Source organism: Novibacillus thermophilus (assembly GCF_002005165.1).
In the GTDB taxonomy this organism is placed as follows: Bacteria; Bacillota; Bacilli; order Thermoactinomycetales; family Novibacillaceae; genus Novibacillus; species Novibacillus thermophilus.
The window spans coordinates 1214412-1240678 of sequence record NZ_CP019699.1 but is presented as its reverse complement, the minus strand read 5'-3'; the positions used below and the strand labels follow the sequence as shown (position 1 = coordinate 1240678).

Here is a 26267-nt window from a genome sequence, read left to right as displayed (position 1 = left end):
CCCCCCTGATCTTGTCCCTATGGACATCTTATGGGGGCGAAAACGGGTTAGACCTATTTTCCTTCACCCAACTTAAGACTTGACAGCGGCGAATACAACCTTCCGCCCTTCAGTGTGTGTGAGCACACAGTCCACAATTTTTTCAGAGGCATTCCCCGGTTTTGCGCTGTTGGCCCGCTCCTTCATTAATGCAAGTTGTTCGCTGTTGCGACACAAGTGTGTGAACTGTTCGATGAGCTGGTGCGGATGGCGGGCCAAACACGCAACGCCTCGTTCGATCAAAAAACGGGCATTGGCCTCCTCCTGACCGGGGATGGGACGGTACAACAACATCGGCACTCCCATCGCTAACGCCTCTGACGTTGTCAGCCCTCCTGCTTTGGTCAAGATGCAATCTGAAACGGCCATCAGTTCCTGAATGTTCGACACGTACCCAAAGACGCGAACCCGATCGGGATACTTCATCTGCAAGGGCAATATGCGGTGAAACAGTTGTCGGTCCCCGCCACAAACAAACAGGAGCTGTACCGTTGTGCCCACTTCTGCCAGTCGCTCACATGTCGAGGCATTAAAAACTCCGTGCCAACCTCCCATAACTAACAGTGTCGGGCGCTCGTCAAGCCCCAACGTCTGCTTTAAGTGGGAACGGTCATGCCGCTCGTGAAAACAAGGCCGGACCGGAATGCCGGTCACTTCAATTTTTCCGGCTGGGACTCCTTTCTCGAGCAGCGTTTCCTTCACATGCTGGGACCCGACAAAGTACCGGTCAGTCTGGTCGTGTACCCACTGGGAGTGCACCGTGTAATCGGTGATCACTGTCGCTGACATGACGTCGGTTAATGCCTGCCCTTTCAACCACGCCATCGCCCCTGAAGAAAGGGGAAACGTGTTGATGACTACATCCGGCCCAGTCGAGCGGATATATGTGAGCAATTTGCGGGCGCCTAATTGGCGTACAAGTTTTTGCACGACGGACGTCGGCGGAATTTTATCTGTCAGCCTGTAAAATGCGCCGTACACATTCGGAGCGTATTTGACGCAGCTTTGATACAAATGCCGAGTGATGGAGTTTAAAACCGGATGAACCATCTCCATGTAGTCGACGACATGGACGCGGATCGGCTCTGACCGCTCCTGAAATGCGCGGGACAACGCCGTCGCCGCTTGACGGTGACCTTCCCCGTAACCGGCAGACAAAATGAGTATGCTCGGTTTTTGCCGCAACCGATGATCGGCCCCCTTCTCCCTTATTTTTCTCTGTTTCTAGTTTAACTTTTTTATGAGAAAGAGTAAATTTTTGTTTTTCTAGTTTTGTGCAGCCTTTCTGTTTTTCAGTTTGCCAAATGCTAATACGGCAACAATAAGCAACAGCGGTAACCAGACCGCGGCATGCGGAATACTGGCAAGCCAAGCGTGGACGATGTGGTCGTCTGTAATCATCTTACCTGCCGTCCACGCCAACACACCGGCGCCAACGTAAATGACGATCGGAAACCTGTCCATGAATGTCAAAATAATTTTGCTTCCCCAAATGATAATCGGAACGCTGATTAACAATCCGAGAATGACGAGGAAGTAGCTGTTGTGGGCAGTATCTGCGGCCCCGGCAATAGCTAACACGTTGTCCAGTCCCATGACGACATCGGCGATGACAATCGTCCGAATCGCTTGCCCCAAATTCGCACCGGCTTGAACGTCAGCGTGTTCCTTGCGACTCGTCAACAAGTTGAATGCGATCCAGACGAGGAGTAACCCTCCCATCAAGCGCAAGAACGGTACGCTTAATAAGTATACGGCGACAAAAGTTAAAGCGGCACGCACAGCGATTGCGGCCCCCGTCCCGAAGACGATCGCTCGATTGCGCTGTTTGTCGGGAAGGTTACGACTCGCCATCGCAATGACGATCGCGTTGTCTCCGCCCAGAACGATGTCGATGACAATGATGCTGAAGAGTGCCGTAAAAAAATCTAAGTCCAATACCATCACGTGTACCCCCATCACGAAGTATCCCCAAAAAAGAAAGACCTTTTACCTGCTTTAGGTAAAAGGTCTTGCTAACAACTCGTCGTTGCCAACAAAGCCGAGAGAGGTAGACTCTCTGTCATGACGACTTTGTTGTAAAAGCTACTCCCCTTTTGATTCCATTCTATCGAATCGTAGAAGATAACACAAGTCTTTTTTCGTTTCATCTCATGTTTGATGCAGCCCGCACTCCGTTTTTTGAAAGCCGCTCCATCTGCCAGACCGCAGATCCTCTCCCTCATGAACGGGCCGCGTGCAGGGTGCGCATCCGATACTCGGATATCGTTCATCGTGAAGCGGATTGTACGGAACATCCCTTTCGCGAATGTACGCCCACACGTCTTCACTCGTCCAGTGTACGAGCGGATTCACTTTCGTCAGGAGAAAGCGTTGGTCGACTTCCACAATCTGAGCCTTGCGCCGTGTCGGCGACTGTTCGCGGCGTATCCCCGTCATCCAGGCATCGTATTCCGACAGCGTTTTCTCCAACGGCTGAACCTTCCGAAGATAGCAGCATCGGTTCGGATCTTGACGCCACAAAGCAGGACCGTAAGAGGCCTGCTGTTCATCCAGAGTCAAGTCGGGTGTCACTCGCTTAAACCGAATCCCGTATCTTTCTTCCAAACGGTCGCGTGTTTCGTACGTTTCCGGAAAATGCAGGTCCGTGTCCAGGTAAAAAATATCGACTTTCTTTCCACCGGGAATGCGTTGTAACGCATCGACTAACACTACATCTTCTGCGCCAAAACTGCAGGCCAATGTCAGTTTCTCGCCGAATTTGCGTATCGCCCACTCCAATATTTGCGTCAAGTTGGCGTTTGACAAGTGTTGGGCCACCACTTTCCAGCTATTCAATATTTTCTCTCCCTTCTGAGCACTCTACGCCCACAATATATACAGAGAGAGCGTGAAAGGTGCCCATGCAGCGAACGCAGGTGGCCTTCTATTTGACGCAGGCGACGGCGAAACCGTCGTGAAACGGAATGACGAGTCCTTCTAGCCGGGGGTCGCGCATCATCATTTCGTTAAACTTTCGCATCGCGACGGTAGAACGGCGCTGATCGTCTGGGTTCAAGACGCGGTCCCGCAACATTGCGTTGTCGGCAACGATGACACTGCCAGCGTGGGACAGCTCAATAGCCCATTCGAGATAGTCCGGGTAATGTCCCTTGTCGGCATCGATAAACACGACATCGAACTGTTGACCTTCTCTGGCGAGCTGGGGGAGGGTGTCCATGGCGTCCCCTACCCGGTATTCTACCAAGTGGTCGAGGCCAGCGAGCTTCATGCTTTCCCGCGCAAACTCAGCAAACCGGGCATCGATCTCCAACGAAATCAATCTTCCGGACGCCCCCAATCCCCGCGCGAGACAGACCCCGCTGTACCCACCCAGTGCGCCGATTTCCAACACGCTCTCAGCTCCCACCATGCGGACTAACATCGTCAACCACCGGCCCCATTCCGGCTCAACGGAAATTTCTGGCATCTTTGCAGCGGCAATGCGTCGACGTATGTTGAGTAACACTGGATCGTCTTCACCTAGTAATTGTCTCACGTACTCTTCGCGATTCATCTGCAGCCACTCCACTCAATTGTAAATTTAGCGTAAACAACGTTAACGCATATTGACGAACTGCACGGCGATGGGGAGGTCCATCTCCTTCACAAGGGCAATCACTTTTTGCAGATCGTCTTTGCTCTTCCCAGTCACCCGGAGCTGGTCACCCTGAATTTGGCTCTTCACTTTTAGTTTACTGTCGCGGATGGCTTTGCTGATTTTCTTTGCATGTTCTTGGTCAATTCCTTGCGTCAATTGAGCGCGCTGCCTGACGTTTCCGCCGCTGGCCGCTTCCTGTTTTTCGTACCGGACGCTCTTCAGCGACACACCTCGCTTCACCAACTTGTCACTTAAAATGTCTTTTACTTGTTCCAGCTTGTAGTCATCGTCGGCAGTGATGACAACTTCGTCGTTTTGCAGCTCAATGTTGCTGATACTCCGCTTAAAGTCGTAACGGTTTTTGATCTCTTTGTTCGCCATATTGACGGCGTTCCCCACTTCACTGACATCGACCCGGGAGACGATGTCAAACGAACTTTCTTTAGCCAATGCACTGCCCCTTTCTTTCTCACTTAACCTTACATTGTCATTGCTAGGTCAATCATCACACGGTCTGGTTGAACTGCCCATCACTGGCACGGCCCCACAATTGCCCATTCACGTCATGCACTTTCGCGTCACTTCCGGCAGCCATTCTTTACTGTTCGTAAAGCGGTATCCGTGCTCGACGGCTTTCGTCAAGTTTAGCGTCCAGTTTTCCGATATAAAGTACGGGGACCTTTCCCCTTCTCGAGTGCTTGTGGATATGACAGGGGGTTGACCGACTTCCTCGGCGATGATGTCCATCACCTCTGTCGCCGACAAGGGAATATGCGATGCGGCATTCACCGGTCCACGCAAGTCTGACGTCGCCAACCAGTGTAGAAATGCCCCAGCTTCATCTGCCGAAATAAACGACATTTTGGCCGCTTTCCCTGGAATGCCGATCGGTTTACCTTGCTGTATCCGTTCCACGTGAAAGCGAAAACGGCCGGTGTAATCGTCTTCCCCGATGACAATGGGGAAGCGAACAGCCACAACGGGAAAAGTCGCCTGTTGAAAGAAGACCGCTTCGGCAAGTCGCTTCCCCTCTGGATAGGTCAACTCGCTTTGACCTCCGTAGCGAATCGCCAAGGTCCGTGGATCGAAATGCTCCTCTTTCAACGGGATCATCTGCGGCTCGTAAACAGAAGCGGAAGAGGTAAACACGTAACGGCCGACGTTTCCGCGGAAGAGCTGGCACGATAAGCGGGCGTCGTCAGGCGAATACCCGACCTGATCGAACACGACGTCAAATGTTTGATCGCGAAACGCCTGCCCCATCGACTGAATGTCATGCCGGTCAACCAGGACGTGATGGACTCCTTGCGGCAGTTGAGCGAAAGAATGCCCCCTCGTCGCGACGACGACATCCCAACCGGATTCCACCGCACGTGTCACCAATCGCTTACCAAAAAAGCGCGTGCCGCCCAACACTAATACCTTCATCTCGTTCCCTCCATCTTCGTCTCGTCATGGTTAGCCACATAAAGCCCTCACCGTTCCTCCATCATGCGCTTCTTTACGCGATCCTTCGGATCCCAGCAGTTAAACTGATACTTGGGGTGAGTGCGGTAACCGAGGCGCTCACAGCGGTTGTACACGCGGCCGTCTTCGCGTCCAGAAGCAAAGTGGCGGCAGGAGGCGCAACAGTGGTACTTTGAACGAATGTCACGCGTGCTCACGACTCGCCAAAAACCTTCCTTCAATATGTAAAAAGAGCACATTCAAGTCACTGATGCAGCTCGAGATTTCATTCATCTCGTCTAACAGCACGTAAAAGGCCTCGTCGTCTTCGGTCCGTTCCAGTGCCTCGAAGCGCTCCAAATACGCTTTCTCAAACGATCGAATTTGCAATGAAATGCGCGAGCACACTTTCTGGCAGATCACTTCGAATTCCTCCCGCTCTGTTTTGGACAGGGCTTCGTAATCGACGTTAAGGGACGGCCGCTCAATTTTTAATCTCGGATCGTAACGCAATTCGTAAGGCGGTCGACCAGACAAACTACTCACTCCGTATCTTTTAATGGCTGTTTAAGAGAACGGCACGCGTCAGTGATTCTCTAACAGGCGAAACAAACGCTTCGCCGCGGCCCGGCTGACCGGCACTTTACTTGCATGTCCGTCCCGTAAAATCAAGTTGTACGTTCCATTAAACCACGGTGTAATCTCATGAACGTAGTCCAAATTAACCAAATACCCCCTGTGCGAGCGAAAGAAAGGGAAGCCTCGCAACTTCCTTTCCAGCTCTTGCAGCGTCATTTTGGTCCGCAGCACTTGTTCTTCCGTGTGAATTTCCAGTACGCGCCGCACTCTTACCGCATAACAGATGGACTCCGGGGAGAGGATCACCGACCGTTCACCGTCATGGATCATAATTTTGGCCGTCCCAAGCTGCGTTTGCACTGAAACTGGCGTGTCACGTCCACCTCTTTCACCCGCTGACGGCTGTGATAACCGTCGGCGCACCCGTTCCATCGCAATTTTAAACCGCTTTTCATCGTACGGTTTCAACAGGTAGTCCACTGCCTCCAGTTCAAACGCCTCGACAGCGTAATCGTCATAAGCGGTCGTAAAGACAAACAGCGGAGAAGTCGGGGACCCGCTGCTCGCCCCCTTCATCTGTTTAGCTACTTCCACACCTGACAGCCCAGGCATCTGGATATCGAGGAAGATGACATCCGGTTTGTACTGTTGCTCTAGAGCGAGCAACTGTTCACTCGTTTCCGCACTCGGGCACAAGACGACATCGTCTTCCAGTTGCAATAAATAGGCTAATTCCTCCCGCACTAAACGCTCGTCTTCTGCAATCATCGCGCGAATCGTCATCACACCACCTCGGACGTGGCCAAACTTTCGACCGTCTCCATTCGAAAGATGCGAATGCAATCGATCATACTTCAACGCAGTACCTAGTCGGTGCTAACGGTAGCAATTAAACCTCTCATTTGAGAAGATATCCACAACGCGTTGAACTATCTTTTCAAACGACAGAAGTGGGACAGCTCTTTTTTTATCCCACCTGGCATCTCTTCGAAAGCCTTTTCTTTCATCTTATCACGAACAAGACTCTTCCCACAACGTTCAACGCGCCGACGTCTACCGCTTCTTCCCCTCTGTCCGCGTTCTTTCGGCGGCCTGTACGGCATCCTCAATGTCCTTCCCTGTCTGCAAAGCCATCGCTGCAGCGAACGCGCCTTCCACAAGGGGAGCGTCGACCAGGATGACGTCTACACTCCTGTCCTCCATCCTCATGACCTCCACAGCCAGTTCTGCGTTCATCATGGCACTCCCCAAGTCGAAAAAGAGCAGCACACGCCGGGCGCCGGCTGTCCGAATCGCTTCCGTGATGGCGTCTGACTGAGTGCCGAGGCCCCCTTCTCCGTCTCCGGCTGCCGTCCGTACCGTCACGTCCCGGGCCATAGACTGAATGAGTTCTTGCAATCCCGATGCAAGTTTTGAACTGTGCGACACGAGAACGATGGCCGCATCTGACGTTGTCGTCATCGTCAACCTCCTGATCAAGCCGTCACACGGCAAACAATTGTTCAAGCAACGCGAGTTTGTCCGCGGTATATTTTTGAAAGTTTTCATTGTACACACGCGGCGATTTCGGATTAGCATAGCGCGAGATCTTTCCTGTCTCAGGGTGCACCAGTTTGCTGGATGCGCCGCAACCAAGGCCGATGATCGTCTGCTGTTCTTCCATGATGATGATGTTGTACAGGCTCTCCTTACCGGGAAAAGCGTAACCGATGTTCTCCAGATTACCCAAAATGTTTTTTTGGCGATACAGATAGTACGGGGTGTAGCCCTTCTCTGCCGTCCACTCTCGCGCCCGGTTCATCATGTCGACGACTTCTTCCCGGTCTGCCACCTGGTACTTCCACTTGTTCCGCGTCATTTCAGAAGCCCGCTTGAACGAAAGGGTGTGAACCGTGAGGGATTCCGGCATCAGTTTTTCCGTCTCGCGCAACGTGTGTTCAAAATGTTCGACGTTTTCTCCGGGCAGCCCGATGATTAAGTCCATATTGATATTGCGCATCCCCATGTCCCTCGCGAGGTGAAACTTTTCCACAGTCTCCTCCACTGTGTGGTGCCGACCGATGGCATCGAGCGTCTTTTGAATGTAGGATTGAGGATTGATGCTGATGCGATCGATATTCCACTTTTTGAGCACGTTCAGTTTTTCCCGCGTGATCGTATCCGGCCGACCTGCTTCCACCGTAACTTCCCGCACACGGTCCATGTGGGGGAAAGCGCGGTACATTTCCGCATACAGGCGGTCCATCTCCTCCGCCGTTATCGACGTCGGCGTGCCGCCGCCGAAGTAAACCGTCGTAATCGCGATCCCCCTTTCCTTGAGCCAGTTTCCGATTTCGCGCATTTCATAGTGCAACCCACATAAAAACGAATCGACAGAACCTTGCTGTCCGCGAATGGAGTAAGCGGGAAACGTACAGTAGGCGCATTTTGTCGGGCAAAACGGAATTCCGACGTAAATGCTCACGGCCTGCTTCAGTTCGTATAGATCGGGGATCGTTTCGCGCTGCCGCTTCACGATCGTCTGCATCAAATCCAGCTTTTCCGGTGCCACCATCGTTTCTGCCGCGATGTGCCGCCTAATGTCTGCATCGTCGAATCCCCGCTGCACTGCCTGATGCCACAATTTGGTCGGCCGCACGCCGGTCAAGATGCCCCACGGCTGCCGAATACCAGTTAAAGAGCCAAGCGCTTTAAGCAAAGCCTGACTCACCGTTCTTTTCATCTGCTTCCGCCGCTCGTCTAATGAACGGGTTGGAACGTTCCGCTCGGCGCGGGCGCCTATTTCCTGTTCGCGGCCAATCACTTTGACGTCTACGTTTTGACTCCCGCGATGGGATTCTCGTACTGTGAACGCCAGCGTCATGTCTGCGTCCTTATCCCCTTCGTACGTCACGTCAGCGTCATCGAAGTAGAGGCGCAACAAGTTGACAACCGTATTCTCGTAAGTGCGGTCGAGTCCTACAATGTGAACGAGCATATCCGATACCCTTTCTGAACCTTTTCTTCTGCTGCCACTATTCTAAACGACAAGACGCGGCTGATTTTAAAACACTTTGTTCCTTCAGTCTGGAGCCAATGTCGACTGCAAACTTTTAAACAGCAGACTCGTCGAAACAGCTCCCGGATCGGGATGACCGACACTTCGTTCTCCCAGGTAGGCAGCGCGTCCCTTCGTCGCTCTGAGCTCCTTCGTTTCTTCTGCTTTCGCTGCGGCCGTTTGTGCCAACCATCTGACCAAAGACTGTTCACCTTCGAAATCGTCCCGCAGCATCAGTCCATCGGATAACGGTTTCCACACGTCGTACATCGTTTTTTCGCCGCCGGACACTTTGCCCCTCTGCGCGATGCCATCAGAAGCGGCTTGAAGCAGTTTGGGCCAATCCGACAACTCAATGGCGTCTTTACCTTTCACGGCCATCCCCATTCGCAAGAAGGCCGTCCCGTACAACGGGCCGGACGCTCCGCCCACTTTTGAAATCAGCGTCTTACTGACGAGCATGAAGCTGTCCCCGACGTTGCCGCTGAACTCGTGCAGCCCTTCCTTGACGGCCCGCCAGCCGCGTGCCATGTTCGCGCCGTGGTCACCGTCACCGATCGCGGCATCCAACTCGGTCAATAACGCTTTCTGATCGTCCAGGACGTCAGCATAGTGTCGAAACCAGGCAACCATTTGTTTGACATCCATCTCAATACCTCCTGACTGCCACCGTGTCTGCCGGCGCTGACAGCCATTTTTCCGTGTCGTCTGTCATTTTTAACAGCGTAATCGAGCAACCGGCCATATCGAGAGATGTCATGAATTCGCCGATCCACGTATCCACGACCTCGATCCGCTTTTCCTTTAAAATGGCGTGCAGTTCCTTGCCGACAACGTTCAGTTCCATCAACGGTGTAGCTCCCATCCCGTTCACCATAACTGCCACCCGGTCTCCCGGTTGAAACGGTAAGTCCGACAACACTTTGTCTGCCAGCACTGTCGTGACGTCGGCAGCCGTTCGCACCTTTGTCCGTTCCACACCCGGTTCACCGTGAATACCGATGCCGATCTCAATTTCATTCTCGCCCAAAGTGAAGCCGGGTTTTCCAGCTTCGGGAAGCGTGCAGGGCGTTAAAGCGACCCCCATACTGCGCACATTTTGAATCACTGTTTGAGCCGCCTGTTTAACTTCGTGCAGCGTTCCGCCTGCTTGTGCCCGGGCGCCGGCCACTTTGTGGACGAACACGGTCCCAGCTATGCCGCGCCGACCGGTCGTATGCGTGCTGTCTTCCACGGCAACATCGTCGTTGACGACGACGTGATCCACGTCGATCCCTTCTGCCGCCGCCATTTCGGCAGCCATTTCAAAATTCAATACGTCCCCGGTGTAATTTTTCACGATACAGAGCACGCCTTGGCCACTGTCCACCGCTTTAATCGCTTCAAGAATCTGATCCGGCGTGGGAGAAGTGAACACTTCCCCGGCAACAGCCGCATCCAGCATGCCTGTGCCGACAAACCCGGCGTGTGCCGGCTCGTGTCCGCTGCCGCCGCCGCTCACCAAACCGACCTTGCCCGTCACCGGGGCATCGCGCCTGACGATGACACCTGTCCCTTCCAGGTGACGCAGTCGATCGGGGTACGACAGTGCCATTCCTGCCAGCATATCGCTGACGACTCGGTCCGGGCGGTTAATCAATTTTTTCACACACGTGGCCTCCCTTTGCCTAAGATTCACGTCTTCATCTCAGCTGTATCTCTTTACATTATCTCAAAAAGAGCCGCTCTAAAACAGGAGGGAATCCTGCGCAAGACAAATTTTTTCCATCGATTTTCTGTTTCTTTTTTTCCGTTATATTCTGTTTCTCAAAGGAATTTCCAAAAAAGGAGCACTTCCGGTGATGGTCAACGGTCAAAAAGGAATCTTGCAAGTTAAAGAGGGGCATCCCATCAGAGTGATCTCCTTAAAAAATATCCAGAGCATCTTTATAATCTCAAATCCGGATAAAATCAATCATATTCCTGTTCCAGAACAATGGATCACAAATCATACCTGAATTATTCATAACCGCGTCTCAAATGTTTTAAAAACCAGTTTCAAGCCTGATTTTTGTAAGTTTTTGGTTTCCCTAGATGTTTTCTCAAATATATTACCTAATCTACTGGAAAAACAGCAGGAAGTCATACGCTAGCTTTCATAATCGGCTGTAAAAGGGCACACTGATCCTGTGGTCAATGTGAATGCTATGAGATTGACTTTTCTAATATCATCTCATTCAACCAAACCGTGGGAGGTGATGGATGGTTCGTAAAGTCTGCCAATAAGCCTTTTGATACAGACAACTGCTGCACAGTTTAAATGTCAGATATCTGCCTGAACGAACCAGCTTTCCCGCGATCTTAAGCAACTTCAAACGGATGTTGTCGATACGATTTTTGTTCATCGTTCTGGGTAGACACAGTCGACGAAACCAGTTGTTGAAGTTATAGGCGAGCACCATGAGTTGCAGCTTTGTGGCGTTGCTGTAAAACGATGGACTGCTCATCTGATCGAAAGCAAAGCCGTTCTTGGCTTCTTTGATAAAGTTTTCCATCGTGCCACGGTTCGCATAAAGCTTGACGATGTTTTTGGGTGAGAGCCCCATGTTGGTCACGATGAAGGTGTAGGTGAAGAAAAGCTCACCTTCCGGTTTCTCCATCTTGACCACCACACGACGCGGCTTATCCCAAGCACGTGCCTGGTAGTCAAATGATGTGTAAAACACCTTGGCTTCTGTCGTGTTCAGATCAAACTGTTTCCAGAGTTCATCTTCAAATGGCTGTGCTTTTTGTTTCAACACGTTGTTTGCTTTTAAGCGGATCACATAGTGGACATCATGTGTTTCCGCCAATTGATAGAGAGCCGGGATGGCAAAACCGCTGTCCCCGCGTATGCATAGCGTTGCCCATGGACTTTGCTTCCGATATCGCTTGATTTCAGGGCCGACAAAGCGGACGACTTGCCGGGATGTGTACACATGACCAGCGCGCAGTTCTGCTTTGAGACAATCTCCAGTCAGTCCATCAAACATCATCAGGGGATGGTAACCCTGGGCTTGATAATGCGTGTTAAAGGCGGATCCATGCTGTTCACCATAGGTGGCCAAGTTGGTCGAGTCCAGATCCATCATGATGTTTTCCTTGGGTTGGATGATATCGACTCGTTTTTGCATCAGTGAATTGACCGATTGCAACTGCTTCATCGTTTCCTTATCCAATTTCTGATTTAGCCGGGAAATGGTCGGTTGAGAAGCCAGGACTTCTTTACCCAAAATGGTGGTCAACACAGGTTCATGACGTAATTCATCGGCATGATCATCCGCATGATACCCGGCAATGTGCTGATAGATCTTTTGGATGATGACGTCATCGTTAAAATGGATGTGATGACGGTTTGGATCATTCACATTGAGGTGATCCGTGATCGCTTGACTGAGCCCGATTTTTTCATCAAATTCTTTATACAGTAACCAACCGGCATCTGAGGTCAGGTTTCCACCTTCAAAATTGACTTTCACACTTTTGTTGAAATGCATGGTCTGCTCGTTTACACTATGCATAAGGGAGCCTCCTTGGTTTGTATTGGTTTTGGTCACTTTTACAATACCAAAGGTTGGGCTCCATTTCTATTTTTCACCCATTGGGTGAAAAGGTGGAATGCTTTTAATGGCCTGGTATGACGCGCTTTTTGATATTTTAAGTTCAGCTATATGAATAATTCAGGATCATATTCTATTGCCGCGGCATGGTGATTACCCTCCGAACAACACCCCTTCCGGCAGGGGCACCAAAAAGACGAAGCGAAACAGGAGGTAAAACCCTCCCCCGACTAACAGTGAAAAGAAGCTTGCTCGCATCACTCGTCGTAACCGCCTCTCCGTTTTACCTTGCAATAACCATACAAAAAAAGCGATAAAACACAAGCTGGCTAACAAAAATCCAGCGAACCACATGAACACCACGTAAGCGATCATTCCCAACCCCATGGAAACGGCACGCCGTTTGTCTACCGATGCGAATAACTTGTCCCTCTCGGGGTTGAACACACTCGCCGCGAGATAGATTGCACTCAAACCTGACAAGATGAACCCAATCGTCCTCGGAAACATGGCACTCATGTCGTTCAAACCCCGCGTCTCCCACAGCGCAAAACACGCGATGGCCAAAAATGCGACAGCGGCGTAAGTATCGTGATTGATTCTTTTCACGGCTGATTCCCGCTCCTTTCTGACCTCTTGTGTTCCAAAGATTTGCCCAACAACGTTCTAGACAAAAGAGGCCACATGAGGGAAAAGAGACACAACAGTATGAGCGTGACGGAAATGGGGCGGCTGAAGAAAAGCGACCAGATGCTACCTTGTGCCTGCCCCATCAGCATCGATTGAGAAAGTCCTGTCTCGGCAATGGGACCAAGTATGAGACCCAACACAATCGGCCCCGGTTCAAAACCGGCTTTCTTTAAGATATAGCCTAAAATACCGAATCCGATCATCATCGCCACGTCGAGCATGTTGTTGCGAATGGCGTAAGAGCCGATAGCCGTCAGAAAGACGATCAGAGGAGCTAAGTAAAAAGTTGCCATGTTAATGACCTGAGCGACGTATCGAGAACCGTAAAAACCGAGGACGAACATCACGATGTTCGCAACGATAAACGCCCAGCAAAACGTGTACACCAGTCCCGGCGACGTCGTGAACAAGTCAGGCCCGGGCCGTATGCCTTGCATCATGAGCGCCCCCAACAGCACTGCTGCCGGGGCCGCGCCGGGGATCCCGAGGGAAAGCAGGGGGACGAGAGAACCTCCGACTTCCGCGTTGTTCCCCGATTCTGAAGCAGCGACACCTTCGATGTTTCCTTTTCCGAATGACTGTTTGTCTTTGGAAAAGCGGACGGCCATGTCGTACGAGAGCAAGCTTGCAATATTGCCGCCCGCGCCGGGAATGATCCCGACGGCGATGCCGATGACGGACGATCGCAAGTACAAGATCGGTTTGCGAATCAATTCTTTTATGACAGCGAAGGCCACCCCTTTTTTCGGCGTGTAAGATGCTCTGTCCCTCGCTCCTCCTTTTTGTTCGATCATGCCGATGACTTCTGGGATACAAAACAGACCGATTAAGACGACAATGAGATCAATACCCGCCTGTAGCGGCGGAAAGCCGAAGGTGAAACGGGATTCTCCGCCGATGGGCGCGATGCCGATCGTACTGAGCAACAATCCTAACGTTCCGCCGAGCAATCCCTTTAACAGTGAACCAGACGACAGTGTGGCAATAATCGTTAATCCGAAAACGGAAACCCAAAAGTATTCCGGCGGGCCGAACTTTAGAGCGAGACTCGCTAACAGAGGTGTAATGAAAAGAAGGGCAAGGCCACCTAGCACTCCCCCCAAACTGGAACTGAAGGCAGCCGTGACGAGAGCGTGTTCCGCCTTACCCTTCAACGTCAAGGGGTATCCGTCAAACGTCGTGGCAATCGATGACGGAGTCCCGGGAGTATTGATCAAAATCGCTGCAATACACCCACCATATATGGCGCCGATGTAAATGCCGCCCAGCGTGATCAGTGCGGCGTCTGCTTCCATCGTAAACGTAAAGGGCAACATCAGAGCTAAGGCCATGGTGGCCGTTAAACCGGGCAGTGCGCCGATGACGATCCCACCGGCAACACCGGCGATCATCAACAGAATGTTAGTCGGTTGTGTGAGGGAAATAACGATTTCCGGCAGAACGTCTAACATCTCTTTCACCTGCCTTCACATCTAGTTTTCAGAAGATTGCAGTTCCTCTAACAGCGGCTTGTATTCTGCTGTCTTTTCCTCGATATAGGCTTTCGTTTCCTCTGCCCCCAACGCCTTCGGTTCAAACCCTTCTTCCGTCATCTGCTGCTGCACGGTCGAGTCATTCGCAATCTTTAAAAACGCGTCTTCCAGCTTTTGAACAATGTCTGCTGGTGTCCCCGGCGGCACTGCCACCCCCCGGTCGATGCTCGCTGTCATGTCGTATCCCAATTCTTTAAATGTCGGTACGTCGGGCAACGGTTCGAATCGCTCCTCAGACCCGATGGCTAAAATCGTCAGTTCATCCTTGTAACTGACCAAATCGTTGGAGTTGGCGAGGATGGCTGTCGTGTTGCCACCGAGAAAACCCTGGACTTGGGACGCAGCGCCGGTAAAGGACACATATTGGATATCGATGTCTGCCAGATTTTGCAGCTGTTGAAACGCCAAGTGATGTCCAGAGTACGTTCCCGTACCGGCGACCGTTATTTGACCCGGATTTTCTTTCGCGGCCGCCACAAAGTCTTCCATCGTCTCAATATCACTGTCTTTCATCACGGCGAGGCCGATGGGGGTCGCTTGAAATACGGCCACTGGCTCAATCTGTTCCGTTTCGTAACCAGTATCTTCTTGGGAAAGGGGTTGTAAGATGATGTGGGGGATGTTAATCCCGGCCATGTAGTGTCCGTCTGGCTCTTGCTGCACGAGTTCCGCCCATCCGACGGAACCGCCTCCCCCCGGTTTATACGTAATGTTGATCGATTGCCCAAGTTCTTCTTTCAAGAACGGCTGTTGTCTCCTCGCCTCTAAATCCGATTGCCCACCTGCGTCAAACGGAATCATGTACGTAATTGGCTTCGACGGGTAGTCGTCACCCGCATTGCGTTCTCCTTCTGAAGTTTCACTGCCGCACGCGACGAACACCGTAACAATACCTGCTATTAATAAAAATAGAAACCAATTTACTGTTTTTTTCAACGTTATTCCCTCCTTTTTATAATAGTAATCGCTTACAAACATTATACTAATAATTAATTACATAACACTAGCTAGATCATTTACCCTTTAATAATTTATTCAGTTCCTTCCACACTTCTTCAGAAAGCGGAATGCCTTCGCGGCGCCGCACAGTTTCGCTGCGCCGTTTGCGTTCGCCCGGAATCAGGATTTCATCGAATCCCTCTGCCAGCGGAACGCCTTTAACCTCTTCCTTCATCTTCTCCACTCGCTGTTCGTACTGTTTCATGTCCATAAATTTCTGTATATCTACCAAGATGAAAAAGTGTCCCACATTCGCGGGCTCTGTCTCGTCATCGTAAATCCAGCCGACGTGTGGTCCGAAAGCAGCTCCGGTTAAAATGCCGGCCATCATCTCCACGGCAAGGGCAACGGCGTAGCCCTTCGGGCCCGCCATTGGGAGGACGGCGCCTTTCAGTGCAGCTTCGGCACTCGTCGTCGCGCGTCCGTCTTTGTCAATCGCCCATCCTTCGGGAATGGGTTCACCGCTTTTCGCCGCGAGGATGATTTTCCCCCGGGCGACGACACTGGAAGACAAATCGACTAGGATCGGTTCATCCTTGTAAGGAAAGCCGAAGGCGATGGGATTGGTGCCGAAGTATGCCTGACGCCCTCCCCAGGGGGGAATCCCTTTCGGGGAATTCGTAAAAGCGACAGTGGCAAGGCCGTGCTCACACATCTGCCGGCAGTAGTATGAAGCGGCGCCGAAATGGTTGCTGTGTTTAATCGCGATAGCGGCTATGCCCAGTTCCTTAGCCACCGGCACCGCCGCTTCCAATGCCCGCATAGAGGTAACCATACCGAGCCCGTTGTCTCCGTCGACGGTGATGACCGCTCCTGTGTGGGAAATTCGAATGTCAGGCGTCGGGTTGATTCTGCCGCTCTTCAAGCATTTGACGTATACGGGAAGCCGGGAGATGCCGTGGCTGTCAGCTCCTTCCAAGTTCGCCTGGACAAGGGCCTTCGCACTCGTCACAGCATCCGCTTCGTTCATGCCCGCTTGTGTCAATATCTCCACCGCGAGAGCCGTCAGCTCTTCAGCACTAACTGTGCGGGTTTGTCTGGCCATCTTTGGCACACCTCTTTCTACACACGGCATATGGACGGATCACCTTGCAGTTCGTGGAGCACTTCACCGATGACGAGCCGGGCAACACGGGCCTGAGATTCAACTGTCAGACCGGCAATGTGCGGCGTGACCAACACGCCCTTTAAACCGAGTAACGGGTGATCCCGGTGCGGGGGTTCCTCTTCCAAGACATCCAGTACCGCACCGGCCAAGCGACCTTCTTGCAAAGCTTGCCTTAAGTGTTCTTCCTGGATCACCCCACCGCGGGACGTATTGATGAGATACGCTGACGGCTTCATCTGCTTCAGTCTCTTGTAGTCGATCAAATGTCGTGTCCCCTCCGTCAGGGGCACGTGCAAACTGACGAAATCGGCCCGTTCCAACACTTCGTCCAGGGAACGCAACTGCATCTTGAGCTCGGAAGGAGCAAAGTCGTACGGCGCGACGTACGGATCGTGTCCGATGACGTTCATCCCGAGAGACTTCGCCCTCAAGGCCAGGCGCTGTGCGATTTCCCCGCATCCGATTAAGCCTAACGTCTTCCCGTACAATTCCAGTCCGGTGAACGTATGGCGATCCCATCCGCCTTCCGTCACGTGTTCATCCGCTTCTCTCAGCCGGCGGACGACTGCTAACATGGCGGCGATGACGTATTCTGCAACTGATATGGCGTTAGCATTGCGCGCGCTGACCACAGAAACGCCCCTTTTTTTCGCCGCCGCCACATCGATGTTGTCAAGGCCGACACCGAGACGCCCGATGACTTGTAACTGCGGGCACTGATTTAGAAGGTCTGCCCCCACCCGCGTTTTATTGCGAACGATGATCGCCTTCAAACTGGCCAATGCTTTCTCATCAAACGAAAATCCTTGCCACGCTTCCGGTTTGTAAGCGTAGGTGACACCGGCTTCATCGAACAGCGACAGCGCGCTTTCATCGATAAACTCTGTGATCAGCACCTCCATCTTTCATTGCCTGCTCCCGTGAAATGATCCAGCATGTTGTTCATAGCACTCGCATCCCCTTGTCTCTACGCACTGCGGTACAGTTTCGTCATGACGAATTCACGGTGTCCAAGCGCTTCGGCACTCGTCAAACGGCCGTTGACTGTGCGGTACAAGTAATCCATCAGCATGTCGCCTGCTTCCGGAAGCGTGATCGTGCGCGCCAGTAAGCCTTGCACGTCCACATCAATGTGTTCGCGCATCGTTTCTGCCGTCTTCGGGTTCGCGGTAATTTTGATCACCGGTTCGATGGGATTTCCAATGATGTTCCCCTGGCCGGTCGGGAAAAAGTGGACGACAGCTCCTCCGGCCGCCATGAGCGTGATGCACTCGGCGGCTGCCGACGAGGTGTCCATGAAGTATAGACCGTTTCCGTTGTTCGGCGCTTCGGCCGGCGCTAATACGCCGATAATTTCCTTCGTCCCGGTTTTGGCGATATTGCCCAACGCTTTTTCCTCAATTGTCGACAAGCCTCCGGCAATATTGCCTTGTGTCGGTTGTGACCCTAGTAAGTCCACACCTTTTGACTCGATCTCCCCGACATAGTCTTTGTACACCCGCATAAACTTCTGCTTTAACTCTTCTGTGGCCATTCTTTCAGCGATAAGGTGTTCTCCGCCAGTCAACTCCGACGTTTCACCGAAGATGACGGTGGCTCCGGCATCGACCAAGCGGTCGACAGCCTGGGCAACCGTCGGGCAGGATCCCAGTCCCGTCGTCGTATCGGATTCGCCGCATTTGATGCTGACGGTCAGATCCTTAAGTTCCACTGGTTCTCGTCGCAGTTCGGAAGCCCATTGGACGTATTCCTTCGCTTTCCACGACGCGCGCCGCACTGTTTCAAAATCCCCGTGACCTTCAATCGAAAAGTATGAGACTGGTTTCCCCGTTTGCGCAATGCCGTCAGCGATTTTCTTCGCCCAGTTCTCTTCAATGCCAATGACGACACAAGCCGCCACATTTGGGTTAGAACCGGTGCCGATCATCGTTCTAAAATGCAGTTCTAAGTCCTCCCCGTACTGCAGTCTGCCGTACGAGTGGGGCAAAGCTAGCGTACCTTTCACATGGTTCGCAACCGCTTCACACGCAGCGTTGGATATGTCGTCTACTGGTAAAATGACGACGTGATTGCGTATGCCGACTCTTCCATTTTCCCTGCGATACCCGTACAGTTGACGTTCCACTTTCATTACCACCTCGCCGTTTTTATGTTGTGTGTGTGCACGTAATCGCCCACTTCCCATTTGCAAGTCGTCACGCCGATGGGAATGCCGTACTTCAGGACAGGTTCGTTTTCTTTAAGAGAGGCTAACGCGATTTTATGCCCGAGTGGCACATCGTGTTTCACCTCAACCTCGATTGTCGAATCGTCGTCCATGTAGACACCAACAGCTTTCTCCCCTGCACGGATATCCGTGACGGCCACACCGACATGATCCCCTTTGTGATGAATGAGAAATTGATGAACCTTCACCTTCTGATCTTGTCTCTCAACATCGCGGGCCGCAACACTACTCTGAGTACTGTCGCTCATCCCGATCCCACCTCCCCTTAATCTTCATACATAATAGGTAATACCTATACAAACAATTTACCAACACTTAGCGTATGCGTCAATCGTGTTGTGACGTTTTTTACACGTGTTACTCATTGAAAAATGTAATAAACGCGATTACGAGTTATGAATAATCCGTGCAGAAATTCGTGCTACAGTTATGTAGTAATAACCTACTGTACAAGGAAAGGATGCTTATGTCTGTACACGGAAACAACCTATCCGCCGCCTCCCAGAACTCTGCTCCATATCAACACACTGTTCTGACATACAGCCGCGGCATCTTTTTGACGTTTGTGTTGGCCTTGGCCTCCCTTCAGTTGGCGCGCTTGCCTTACTTGTCCATTGTCGGAGCACTCGTCCTCGCCATCTTGCTCGGCATGAGCTGGCGCGCGTCTCTGGGCTTACCAGCTGGCGCACAGGCAGGTATTACGTTTACGACAAAAAGGTTGTTGAAAGCCGGCATCATTCTCATGGGTTTGCGTCTCAATTTGCATGATATATGGGCCAGCGGGATAAACGTGATCGCCATCGACGCGTTCGTGATTGTGTTTACGCTTATCGTCATGCATGCCATTGGACAGCGCATGAAGTTGCCGGAACAGTTGACGTTACTAACGGCTGTCGGGACAGCAGTTTGCGGCGCGTCTGCCATTCTTGCCGTCGCCCCCCTCATCCGCGCTAAAGAAGATGTGACAGCGCTCGCCGTATCGTTTATTGCGTTGACGGGAACGGTCGGCGCTCTCGCTTACTCGTTTCTGTACCCGCTTCTCCCCTACGACCCGGCAGTTTACGGCGTCTTGACCGGAGCCACGCTACACGAGCTGGGACACGTCATTGCCGCCGGAGCGGCAGGGGGAACTTCAAGCAGTGAAATGGCCGTGTTAGTTAAACTTGGTCGGGTCGCCTTACTCATCCCTGTCGCCCTTGCCATCGGGACGCTTTACAACAAGAGACACCGCTGGGAAAGGGTACAAAGCCAATCCGCCTCACGGCTCGCAAACCTCCCGGTTCCGTGGTTCATTGTCGGATTTCTCGCCATGAGCGCCTTGAACACACTAGACTGGTTGCCGGAATACGCCGTGAACGGTCTGCTTTCACTCAGCGGTTTGTTACTCGCGATGGCGATGGTCGGCGTCGGGCTCGGAGTCTCGTTCCAAGCGTTTCGTGACAACGGCCGAAAAGGGATGATGACGTGCGCCATCGGCAGCAGTGCCCTTGTCTTGTTCGGCGTCCTCCTAGTACAATGGTTCTACTAGAAGGAAGAGGATGAGGATGAACGAACACCAGCTTAAAGTTTTTATGACCGTCGCTGAAAAGAGAAGTTTTTCCGAATCGGCCAAAACGCTGCACATGGCGCAACCGACGGTCACCTCGCAGGTTAAGTCACTGGAAAACGAGTTAGACACCCAACTGTTCCACCGCACGACAAAACGCGTCGAATTGACAGAAGCGGGACGGATCTTGTACCGCTACGGCAAAGAGATCGTGAACTCTTTCGATGCGGCAAAGAAAGAAATTGAATCTTTACAACATACGGTCAGCGGCAAACTGGAAATCGCCGCTAGCCTGACGATCGGCGAATACGTGTTGCCAAAAATGTTGGGGAAAATCAAACAGAAGTATCCGCACATCCAGTTATCGATGCATATCATGAACACGGAGCACATTGTGGAAAAGATACGTGCCCGCGTGTTGGACATCGGCCTCGTGGAAGGGGTTGTGGACGACCCTGCCCTGGAACTGCAACCGTTCCAGGAAGACGAACTCGTCTTGATCGCCTCCCCCGTATTCGACCACCCCGCCCTCTGCCGACAAACGAGAACAGCCCACCCCAACATTCTGCTGGAAGCTCCCCTCATTTTAAGGGAAAAAGGCTCGGGCACCCGCCAGGTGTTGGAACAGCGCCTGCAGTCGCAAGGCGTCATTCCGTCGGAGTTGACGGTTTTTCTCGAACTGGGAAGCACTGAAGCAGTCAAAGGGGCTGTAGTAGAAAACTTGGGCGTATCCGTTCTTTCGGCGGCCGCTATTGAAAAAGAGTTACAACTCAACATTTTGCGAGCTTACTCTTTAAGTGGTCTCAGCCTGAATCGACACTTTTACACGGTCACATTGAAGGGACATGTCCTCCCTCGGCCAGTTGACGTGTTCATCCACGAGATCATGCCTTGATCCCGTCTGCCTCGGGTATGGAGGTGATGCGGCTTTCGATTTGCTATAATGAAATCCAATGGAATGAGGAAGGAAGGGTGACACTATGTGTTTAAACCGTTGGTAGACCAGCGTACGAATATTACCGACCGAATCGTCGACTACATGAAGCAGTTAATTTATAACGGTGAGCTGAAACCCGGAGAAAAGCTGCCCCCAGAACGGGAGTTGGCCAACATGCTCAATGTGAGCCGCACTCCGATGCGGGAGGCGTTGAAAATTCTCTCCGCCATGGGGTATATTCACATCCGGCACGGTCACGGTCTGTTCGTCGCAGACCCGGATGAAGCCGTCATTTCCCAGCTGGCTAATGCTGTCTCACTGAAACGACATACCCTCATGGACCTGTTTGACGTGCGACTCGTCCTCGAGGCGCAAGCAGCCAAATGGGCGGCTGCCCGGCGCACCGACGACGAATTGAAAAATCTCCACGCCATCGTAGCGGCAGCGAATAAGGACATGCGCGACCTTCCGGATCCCGATTTTGCCACGCGCAACGACCACGCTTTTCACTACGCCATCGCCCAAGCTTCGCACAACTCTGTCATTTTGCGGATCATGAACAGCTTGCTCGATCTGATGAAAGTGGGGCGTCAGCACGCCCTTAGCATCCCGGGACGTTTCGCCCAATCGGTAAAGGATCACGAAAAAATCGTACATGCGATTGAAGCGCAACAGCCGGACAAGGCCCACGAAGCCATGCGCCACCATATCCAAGACGTGCGAAGAGACGTGTTGTCCCAGCTGGCCGAACAGAATGAAGATACGTGACGGAAAGGAGAGAGGAGCGTGCGCATCGTCTCGTTATGTCCAAGCAACACCGAAATATTGGCCTGTCTCGGTTTGTCCGATCACATTGTCGGCGTCGACCGCTACTCTGACTGGCCTCCCGCCGTCCGCTCCCTGCCGGATCTCGGACCCGATCTCGCCATCGACATGGACAGAGTGGCTGCACTGCAACCGAGTCTCATTGTCGCCTCCCTGAGTGTCCCGGGCATGGAGCGAAATGTCGAACAACTGCAAGATCTCGGCATTCCTTACCTCGTCCTCAATCCAAAACGGTTGGAAGACATTTACGACGACATTTTAGACGTAGGAGCGGCGACGAACCGCACCGCTCAAGCGTCTCAACTCGTGCATCAAATGAAAGAGCGGATAGAGGAAGTGGCAGACAGGTGTTCGTCGCAGGGTGACACTCCCCGACTGTACTGGGAATGGTGGCCCAAACCGGTGTTTTCCCCTGGCGGGAACAATTGGCTGACCGATGTGAGTGAGGCCGTCTCTGCGGTAAACGTCTTTGCTGACCATCCGGATGAAAAGAAGCAGACAGATTGGGAGGGAGTCGTTCAAGCGGCCCCGGATTACGCCCTTGTCGTGTGGACAGGTGTCCCGAAGGAAAAGGTAAAGGTGGAGAAGATCGTCAGCCGTCCCGCGTGGCGAGGACAGCGTTTCGCCAAACGGGACCGGGTTCACATTCTGGAAGAAGGGTTGTACTGCCGTCCATCACCGCGCCTCTTGACCGGGATTGAGAAGCTCGCCCAACTTTTGTACCCGGACATTTTCTAGTGACCATTCAAGCATATGTTAAATCGAGCGATGTGAAACTTAAGTCCACCACGTGTCAAACGGCGTGACCGGGAGTCGTCGCTTGTGCCGTGTCGCTAAATACTTGGATTCAATTTTTCGGGCGATGTGACCCTCCACCTCTTTGCCTTCCAAATAGTCGTCGATGTCAGTGTAACGAAGCCCCAATTCGTCTTCATCCGGACGTCCAGGGTTGTCGTCCAGTAAATCGGCCGTCGGTTTTTTAGTATAGATGGCATCATCTGCCCCTAAATATTTTAACAATGCCTGTCCTTGTCTCTTCGTCAGCCCGAAGAGGGGAACAAGGTCGCATCCGCCGTCGCCAAATTTCGTGAAGAAACCCGTCACAGCCTCCGCCGCATGATCGGTCCCCGCTACGAGCAGTTGATAAAACCCTGCCACGTCATATTGGGCCTTCATGCGCTCGCGGGCTTTAATGTTCCCTTTGAGATAGTCGGTGATTTTCTCCCCCGTTGCGGCCTCAAACGCTCGGACGGACGCATCGACCGGTTCTTTTATGTTCAAGGTGATACACCTGTCGGGCTGTATAAAGGCAAGGGCCCGTTCTGCGTCAGCGTCGTCCTGCTGCCGGCCGTAAGGTAAACGCATCGCGATGAATACGTAGTCTCTATCTGTTTCCTCCCGCAGTTCCTCGACTGCCAGTTGGCAGAGGCGGCCGCACAACGAAGAATCCTGTCCGCCCGATATCCCCAGGACCAACCCTTTGGCCGAGGTTTGCGTCACGTAGCGCTTGATAAAATCGATCCGATTTCTGACTTCTTCTTCTGGTGCTACGGAAGGTTTGACGTGAAGCTCCTGCTGAATGTGCGCTTGGAGTTTCGACAACGTTCTTCCCACCTTTCGTGTGGAAACAATTTTCTCAGACCTCGAGCCTTGCAATCTTCCGTCTGCTCACCTTACTCCCCTCGCTGTCCGTTATCCTACCGTTATTGTAACAGTTCATAAAAAGACGCAAGGGGAATCAGACAGATTTTGTGACACGTTTTTTATGGGAAGTGTACGACTCAGCCATGAGACTGACGATGTGCTCGCCGATGACGAGGGAAGCAGTAGCCGCCGGAGAAGGCGCATTGCACACGTGTACCGCCCTCTTAGACCTCACGATGATGAAGTCATCGACGAGCCGTCCGTCCCGGGTCAACGCCTGCGCCCGCACTCCTGCCGGTGCCGGGACGAGATCGTCGGCGGTTATTTCCGGAATAAACCGTTGGATGCTCCGCACAAACGCTCGTTGACTATAAGACCGCACCATTTCGCTCAAGCCGACTGACATGTACCTAAACGCAATTTTCCAAAAAGCGGGGTACGTCAACACATCCCAACTGTCCCGCAGGTTCACGTCCCCTTTGCGGTACCCCTCCCGTTTCAAACTGAGCACCGCATTCGGACCGACGTGGACGGAGCCATCCACCATTCGCGTAAAGTGAACGCCAAGGAACGGAAACGCCGGATTCGGCACGGGGTAGACCAAATGCTTCACCAGATGTCGTTTCTCGGGCTTCAACTCGTAGTACTCGCCGCGGAAAGGAACGATCTTCATTCCAAGGGAAAGGCCGGTCATACGGGCGACACGGTCGCTGAACAGGCCGGCACAGTTGATGGCAAAACGCGTCTGCACTGTTCCGGCATTCGTCCCTATGTCTATAAACTCAGCCTCCTCTTCCATGCCTTCAACTCGGGTCCCCACCCGAATCTCTCCGCCTTTTTCTTCCACGACGCGCGCTAACGTATTCAACACTTGCACATAGTCAACGATGCCGGTACTCGGCACGAATATCGCTTCCAGCCCGTGTACATGCGGTTCCCTCTCCTGCAATTCGTTCGGGGTCAGTTTGCGTAACGTCAGTCCGTTGGCGATTCCCCGCTCGTACAGAGTGTGTAAAAGGGGGCGTTCGGCTTCTGCCGTCGCGACAATCACTTTGCCGCACTGTTCGTACGGGATGCGGTATTTTTGGCAAAACTCAACTATCCTCCGGTTGCCTTCCGTTGCAAACCGCGCTTTTAAACTCCCCGGTTTGTAGTATATGCCAGAGTGGATGACACCGCTGTTGTTTCCCGTCTGATGCAAACCGAGGGACTGTTCTTTCTCCAAGACGAGGACGGCTGCTTGCGGGTACGCGTGAACTAAATGGTACGCTGTCGCAAGACCGACAATCCCCCCGCCGATGACCGTAAAGTCGTACAACCGGCTTCTCCCCTTAGCTTTTGACCTCGATTTCATAAAAAGGAACTATCATCGTATGCTGGCAAGCCGTGTGCAAATCCCTGTACGCCCGATTGACCGGAGCGTCTTCCATAATGGCGCTGATCCCCAAATAAGGAAAGACAGACTGCGCACAGGAAAGGGCTGCCCTGCTCGTCGCATGACACACATAACTAACCTGTTCTTGTACCTGTTCGGAAAGGTCTGAGTGCCTTACGAGGGTATCCCACGATTCATCGACTGCCCGGTAAAAGTTTTCAGTCGCTTGCTGCAGAGTCCGTTCCGCTCCTTCTACTTTACGCTGGACATACGGGTATCGGTTAGGAGACGACGTTTCCCACACCCCTTTGTTCTGCTTCAAAATAAGTTTAGCTTCGTCGAGAAAATGCCGACAAATCCCGATGCACACGGCAGCAAAGGATGTCTGGGAAAACTGGAGAAACGGATATCGGTAAAGCGGGTCATGCCAGTAGACGCAATCGTCAAATACGTTAAATGTCCGCTCATCCGGCACGAATACGTCGTCGACAGCGATGGAATGACTGGCGGTCGCTTTCAAGCCGAAGGCGTTCCAGTCTTCGATGACCTTCACCCGATCCGGAGGCAAGATAAACGAACGCACTTCCGGGTTTGAATCTCGTGCATCGCCCTCAATTTGACAGTTTACCGTAAAGACCGTCGCATAAGGTGAACCGCTGCAGTACTTCCACCGTCCGCTGACCAAATAACCGCCGTCCACTCTTTTCGCCGTTCCCGAAGGGGCGCCGCTTCCGGCGACGACCGCCTTTTTGTCGGAAAAGGTCTCTTGGCACACGGACGGTAAAATGGACGATACGAAATATCCCCCGCCTGAACCGATGTCGGTTAACCAGCCGAAACTGCCGTCAATCCAGGAGGCCTGTTCAAATACCCTTAAAGCGTCGGGAAGCGGCAACATTTCTCCGCCCAGTTCTCGCGGGACAAACAGTTTAAAAAGATTGTAGTCATACATGATCTTAAGAATACGTGGCGTCACATTGCCTATTTGCTCCATCTGTCGAGATTGTTCTCTTACCGCCTTGACTGTTTTGTCGCTCAAGTGCATGAATGGCATCACCTTTCGCA

At 52.4% G+C, this 26267-nt stretch carries 29 protein-coding genes; 5 read left to right on the top strand and 24 right to left on the bottom strand.

From position 1 onward, the window contains the following. Positions 1 to 72: 72 nt before the first annotated feature. The 13 genes from B0W44_RS06175 to dhaK all read right to left on the bottom strand — a co-directional run bounded on the left by B0W44_RS06175 (position 73) and on the right by dhaK (position 10389). On the bottom strand, positions 73 to 1224 hold the full coding sequence (locus B0W44_RS06175) for an MGDG synthase family glycosyltransferase (protein WP_077719291.1): 1152 nt from the start codon (positions 1222 to 1224) through the stop codon (positions 73 to 75). Positions 1225 to 1305: 81 nt separating this feature from the next. Next, the gene (locus B0W44_RS06170) at positions 1306 to 1986 is read right to left on the bottom strand and encodes a TerC family protein (protein WP_228441642.1); all 681 of its coding nucleotides are present in this window, start codon (positions 1984 to 1986) and stop codon (positions 1306 to 1308) included. Between the two features lie 204 nt (positions 1987 to 2190). Beyond that, on the bottom strand, positions 2191 to 2877 hold the full coding sequence (locus tag B0W44_RS06165) for a phosphoadenylyl-sulfate reductase (protein ID WP_228441568.1): 687 nt from the start codon (positions 2875 to 2877) through the stop codon (positions 2191 to 2193). 88 nt (positions 2878 to 2965) lie between these two features. Continuing rightward, a complete protein-coding gene (locus B0W44_RS06160; RefSeq protein WP_077719288.1) occupies positions 2966 to 3595 on the bottom strand; it encodes an O-methyltransferase in 630 nt (209 codons plus the stop codon). Positions 3596 to 3637: 42 nt separating this feature from the next. Then, positions 3638 to 4129: a YajQ family cyclic di-GMP-binding protein gene (locus B0W44_RS06155; protein WP_077719287.1), complete on the bottom strand. Its 492-nt coding sequence runs from the start codon at positions 4127 to 4129 to the stop codon at positions 3638 to 3640. 108 nt (positions 4130 to 4237) lie between these two features. Continuing rightward, complete coding sequence (locus B0W44_RS06150; RefSeq protein WP_077719286.1) at positions 4238 to 5107, bottom strand: NAD-dependent epimerase/dehydratase family protein; 870 nt, start codon at positions 5105 to 5107, stop codon at positions 4238 to 4240. A gap of 47 nt (positions 5108 to 5154) precedes the next feature. Further along, complete coding sequence (locus B0W44_RS06145; RefSeq protein WP_077719285.1) at positions 5155 to 5343, bottom strand: hypothetical protein; 189 nt, start codon at positions 5341 to 5343, stop codon at positions 5155 to 5157. Further along, positions 5330 to 5662 (bottom strand): hypothetical protein, encoded by a 333-nt coding sequence (locus B0W44_RS06140; RefSeq protein WP_077719284.1) that lies wholly within the window; start codon positions 5660 to 5662, stop codon positions 5330 to 5332. Before B0W44_RS06140 ends, B0W44_RS06145 begins: the two co-directional genes overlap by 14 nt. Positions 5663 to 5710: 48 nt before the next feature. Continuing rightward, positions 5711 to 6487 carry a LytR/AlgR family response regulator transcription factor gene (locus tag B0W44_RS06135; protein WP_077719283.1) on the bottom strand — a complete coding sequence of 259 codons (777 nt, stop codon included), beginning with the start codon at positions 6485 to 6487 and terminating at the stop codon, positions 5711 to 5713. Between the two features lie 270 nt (positions 6488 to 6757). Next, positions 6758 to 7165: a dihydroxyacetone kinase phosphoryl donor subunit DhaM gene (dhaM, locus tag B0W44_RS06130; protein ID WP_169835444.1), complete on the bottom strand. Its 408-nt coding sequence runs from the start codon at positions 7163 to 7165 to the stop codon at positions 6758 to 6760. Positions 7166 to 7187: 22 nt separating this feature from the next. Continuing rightward, entirely contained in the window at positions 7188 to 8681 is a 1494-nt protein-coding gene (locus B0W44_RS06125; RefSeq protein ID WP_077719278.1) for a coproporphyrinogen III oxidase, read from the bottom strand. An 84-nt stretch (positions 8682 to 8765) separates the two neighbouring features. Further along, the gene (gene dhaL / locus B0W44_RS06120; RefSeq protein WP_228441566.1) at positions 8766 to 9389 is read right to left on the bottom strand and encodes a dihydroxyacetone kinase subunit DhaL; all 624 of its coding nucleotides are present in this window, start codon (positions 9387 to 9389) and stop codon (positions 8766 to 8768) included. 1 nt (position 9390) lies between these two features. Continuing rightward, positions 9391 to 10389 carry a dihydroxyacetone kinase subunit DhaK gene (gene dhaK / locus B0W44_RS06115; protein WP_077719273.1) on the bottom strand — a complete coding sequence of 333 codons (999 nt, stop codon included), beginning with the start codon at positions 10387 to 10389 and terminating at the stop codon, positions 9391 to 9393. Between the two features lie 190 nt (positions 10390 to 10579). Here dhaK and B0W44_RS18035 point away from each other — a divergent pair, with 190 nt between their 5' ends. After that, positions 10580 to 10738, top strand: coding sequence for a hypothetical protein (locus tag B0W44_RS18035; protein ID WP_169835443.1), 159 nt, complete (start codon positions 10580 to 10582; stop codon positions 10736 to 10738). 219 nt (positions 10739 to 10957) lie between these two features. Here the strand turns inward: B0W44_RS18035 and B0W44_RS06105 are convergent, their stop codons facing one another. From B0W44_RS06105 to B0W44_RS06070, 8 genes are all read right to left on the bottom strand, one after another. Continuing rightward, positions 10958 to 12280: an IS1380 family transposase gene (locus B0W44_RS06105; protein ID WP_077718401.1), complete on the bottom strand. Its 1323-nt coding sequence runs from the start codon at positions 12278 to 12280 to the stop codon at positions 10958 to 10960. Positions 12281 to 12472: 192 nt separating this feature from the next. Continuing rightward, on the bottom strand, positions 12473 to 12928 hold the full coding sequence (locus B0W44_RS06100) for a tripartite tricarboxylate transporter TctB family protein (protein ID WP_169835442.1): 456 nt from the start codon (positions 12926 to 12928) through the stop codon (positions 12473 to 12475). After that, positions 12925 to 14460 (bottom strand): tripartite tricarboxylate transporter permease, encoded by a 1536-nt coding sequence (locus tag B0W44_RS06095; protein WP_077719268.1) that lies wholly within the window; start codon positions 14458 to 14460, stop codon positions 12925 to 12927. Before B0W44_RS06095 ends, B0W44_RS06100 begins: the two co-directional genes overlap by 4 nt. A 21-nt stretch (positions 14461 to 14481) precedes the next feature. Beyond that, positions 14482 to 15477 carry a tripartite tricarboxylate transporter substrate binding protein gene (locus B0W44_RS06090; RefSeq protein WP_077719267.1) on the bottom strand — a complete coding sequence of 332 codons (996 nt, stop codon included), beginning with the start codon at positions 15475 to 15477 and terminating at the stop codon, positions 14482 to 14484. 76 nt (positions 15478 to 15553) lie between these two features. After that, positions 15554 to 16585 carry an Ldh family oxidoreductase gene (locus B0W44_RS06085; protein ID WP_077721273.1) on the bottom strand — a complete coding sequence of 344 codons (1032 nt, stop codon included), beginning with the start codon at positions 16583 to 16585 and terminating at the stop codon, positions 15554 to 15556. A 17-nt stretch (positions 16586 to 16602) separates the two neighbouring features. Further along, positions 16603 to 17550, bottom strand: a complete 948-nt coding sequence (locus tag B0W44_RS06080; protein ID WP_077719264.1) for a hydroxyacid dehydrogenase — start codon at positions 17548 to 17550, stop codon at positions 16603 to 16605. Positions 17551 to 17615: 65 nt separating this feature from the next. Next, positions 17616 to 18773: a UxaA family hydrolase gene (locus tag B0W44_RS06075; protein WP_418304076.1), complete on the bottom strand. Its 1158-nt coding sequence runs from the start codon at positions 18771 to 18773 to the stop codon at positions 17616 to 17618. A gap of 5 nt (positions 18774 to 18778) precedes the next feature. Next, complete coding sequence (locus tag B0W44_RS06070; RefSeq protein WP_077719259.1) at positions 18779 to 19123, bottom strand: UxaA family hydrolase; 345 nt, start codon at positions 19121 to 19123, stop codon at positions 18779 to 18781. Positions 19124 to 19341: 218 nt separating this feature from the next. Between B0W44_RS06070 and B0W44_RS06065 the strand changes: the two genes are divergently transcribed. The 4 genes from B0W44_RS06065 to B0W44_RS06050 all read left to right on the top strand — a co-directional run bounded on the left by B0W44_RS06065 (position 19342) and on the right by B0W44_RS06050 (position 22921). Further along, a complete protein-coding gene (locus B0W44_RS06065) occupies positions 19342 to 20403 on the top strand; it encodes a YeiH family protein (RefSeq protein ID WP_077719257.1) in 1062 nt (353 codons plus the stop codon). Positions 20404 to 20419: 16 nt separating this feature from the next. Continuing rightward, a complete protein-coding gene (locus tag B0W44_RS06060; protein ID WP_077719255.1) occupies positions 20420 to 21316 on the top strand; it encodes a selenium metabolism-associated LysR family transcriptional regulator in 897 nt (298 codons plus the stop codon). Positions 21317 to 21403: 87 nt separating this feature from the next. Next, a complete protein-coding gene (locus B0W44_RS06055; RefSeq protein WP_077719254.1) occupies positions 21404 to 22126 on the top strand; it encodes a FadR/GntR family transcriptional regulator in 723 nt (240 codons plus the stop codon). Positions 22127 to 22144: 18 nt separating this feature from the next. Beyond that, positions 22145 to 22921: an ABC transporter substrate-binding protein gene (locus B0W44_RS06050; protein ID WP_077719253.1), complete on the top strand. Its 777-nt coding sequence runs from the start codon at positions 22145 to 22147 to the stop codon at positions 22919 to 22921. Positions 22922 to 22960: 39 nt separating this feature from the next. Here the strand turns inward: B0W44_RS06050 and nadE are convergent, their stop codons facing one another. From nadE to B0W44_RS06035, 3 genes are all read right to left on the bottom strand, one after another. Then, a complete protein-coding gene (gene nadE, locus B0W44_RS06045) occupies positions 22961 to 23785 on the bottom strand; it encodes an ammonia-dependent NAD(+) synthetase (RefSeq protein ID WP_077719252.1) in 825 nt (274 codons plus the stop codon). Between the two features lie 136 nt (positions 23786 to 23921). Beyond that, on the bottom strand, positions 23922 to 25145 hold the full coding sequence (lhgO, locus tag B0W44_RS06040) for an L-2-hydroxyglutarate oxidase (RefSeq protein ID WP_077719251.1): 1224 nt from the start codon (positions 25143 to 25145) through the stop codon (positions 23922 to 23924). Between the two features lie 13 nt (positions 25146 to 25158). Next, positions 25159 to 26247, bottom strand: a complete 1089-nt coding sequence (locus B0W44_RS06035) for an acyl-CoA dehydrogenase family protein (RefSeq protein ID WP_077719250.1) — start codon at positions 26245 to 26247, stop codon at positions 25159 to 25161. Positions 26248 to 26267 lie beyond the last annotated feature (20 nt).

Excerpts from the sequence above, each read along its gene's own strand:
- B0W44_RS06150 (WP_077719286.1), bottom strand. The coding sequence starts at position 5,107 with ATGAAGGTATTAGTGTTGGGCGGCACGCGCTTTTTTGGTAAGCGATTG.
- dhaM (WP_169835444.1), bottom strand. The coding sequence starts at position 7,165 with ATGACGACAACGTCAGATGCGGCCATCGTTCTCGTGTCGCACAGTTCA.
- B0W44_RS06160 (WP_077719288.1), bottom strand. The coding sequence starts at position 3,595 with ATGAATCGCGAAGAGTACGTGAGACAATTACTAGGTGAAGACGATCCA.
- B0W44_RS06105 (WP_077718401.1), bottom strand. The coding sequence starts at position 12,280 with ATGCATAGTGTAAACGAGCAGACCATGCATTTCAACAAAAGTGTGAAA.
- B0W44_RS06035 (WP_077719250.1), bottom strand. The coding sequence starts at position 26,247 with ATGCACTTGAGCGACAAAACAGTCAAGGCGGTAAGAGAACAATCTCGA.
- B0W44_RS06125 (WP_077719278.1), bottom strand. The coding sequence starts at position 8,681 with ATGCTCGTTCACATTGTAGGACTCGACCGCACTTACGAGAATACGGTT.
- B0W44_RS06065 (WP_077719257.1), top strand. The coding sequence starts at position 19,342 with ATGTCTGTACACGGAAACAACCTATCCGCCGCCTCCCAGAACTCTGCT.
- B0W44_RS06060 (WP_077719255.1), top strand. The coding sequence starts at position 20,420 with ATGAACGAACACCAGCTTAAAGTTTTTATGACCGTCGCTGAAAAGAGA.
- B0W44_RS06095 (WP_077719268.1), bottom strand. The coding sequence starts at position 14,460 with ATGTTAGACGTTCTGCCGGAAATCGTTATTTCCCTCACACAACCGACT.
- B0W44_RS06135 (WP_077719283.1), bottom strand. The coding sequence starts at position 6,487 with ATGACGATTCGCGCGATGATTGCAGAAGACGAGCGTTTAGTGCGGGAG.
- B0W44_RS06085 (WP_077721273.1), bottom strand. The coding sequence starts at position 16,585 with ATGGCCAGACAAACCCGCACAGTTAGTGCTGAAGAGCTGACGGCTCTC.
- B0W44_RS06070 (WP_077719259.1), bottom strand. The coding sequence starts at position 19,123 with ATGAGCGACAGTACTCAGAGTAGTGTTGCGGCCCGCGATGTTGAGAGA.
- dhaL (WP_228441566.1), bottom strand. The coding sequence starts at position 9,389 with ATGGATGTCAAACAAATGGTTGCCTGGTTTCGACACTATGCTGACGTC.
- B0W44_RS06080 (WP_077719264.1), bottom strand. The coding sequence starts at position 17,550 with ATGGAGGTGCTGATCACAGAGTTTATCGATGAAAGCGCGCTGTCGCTG.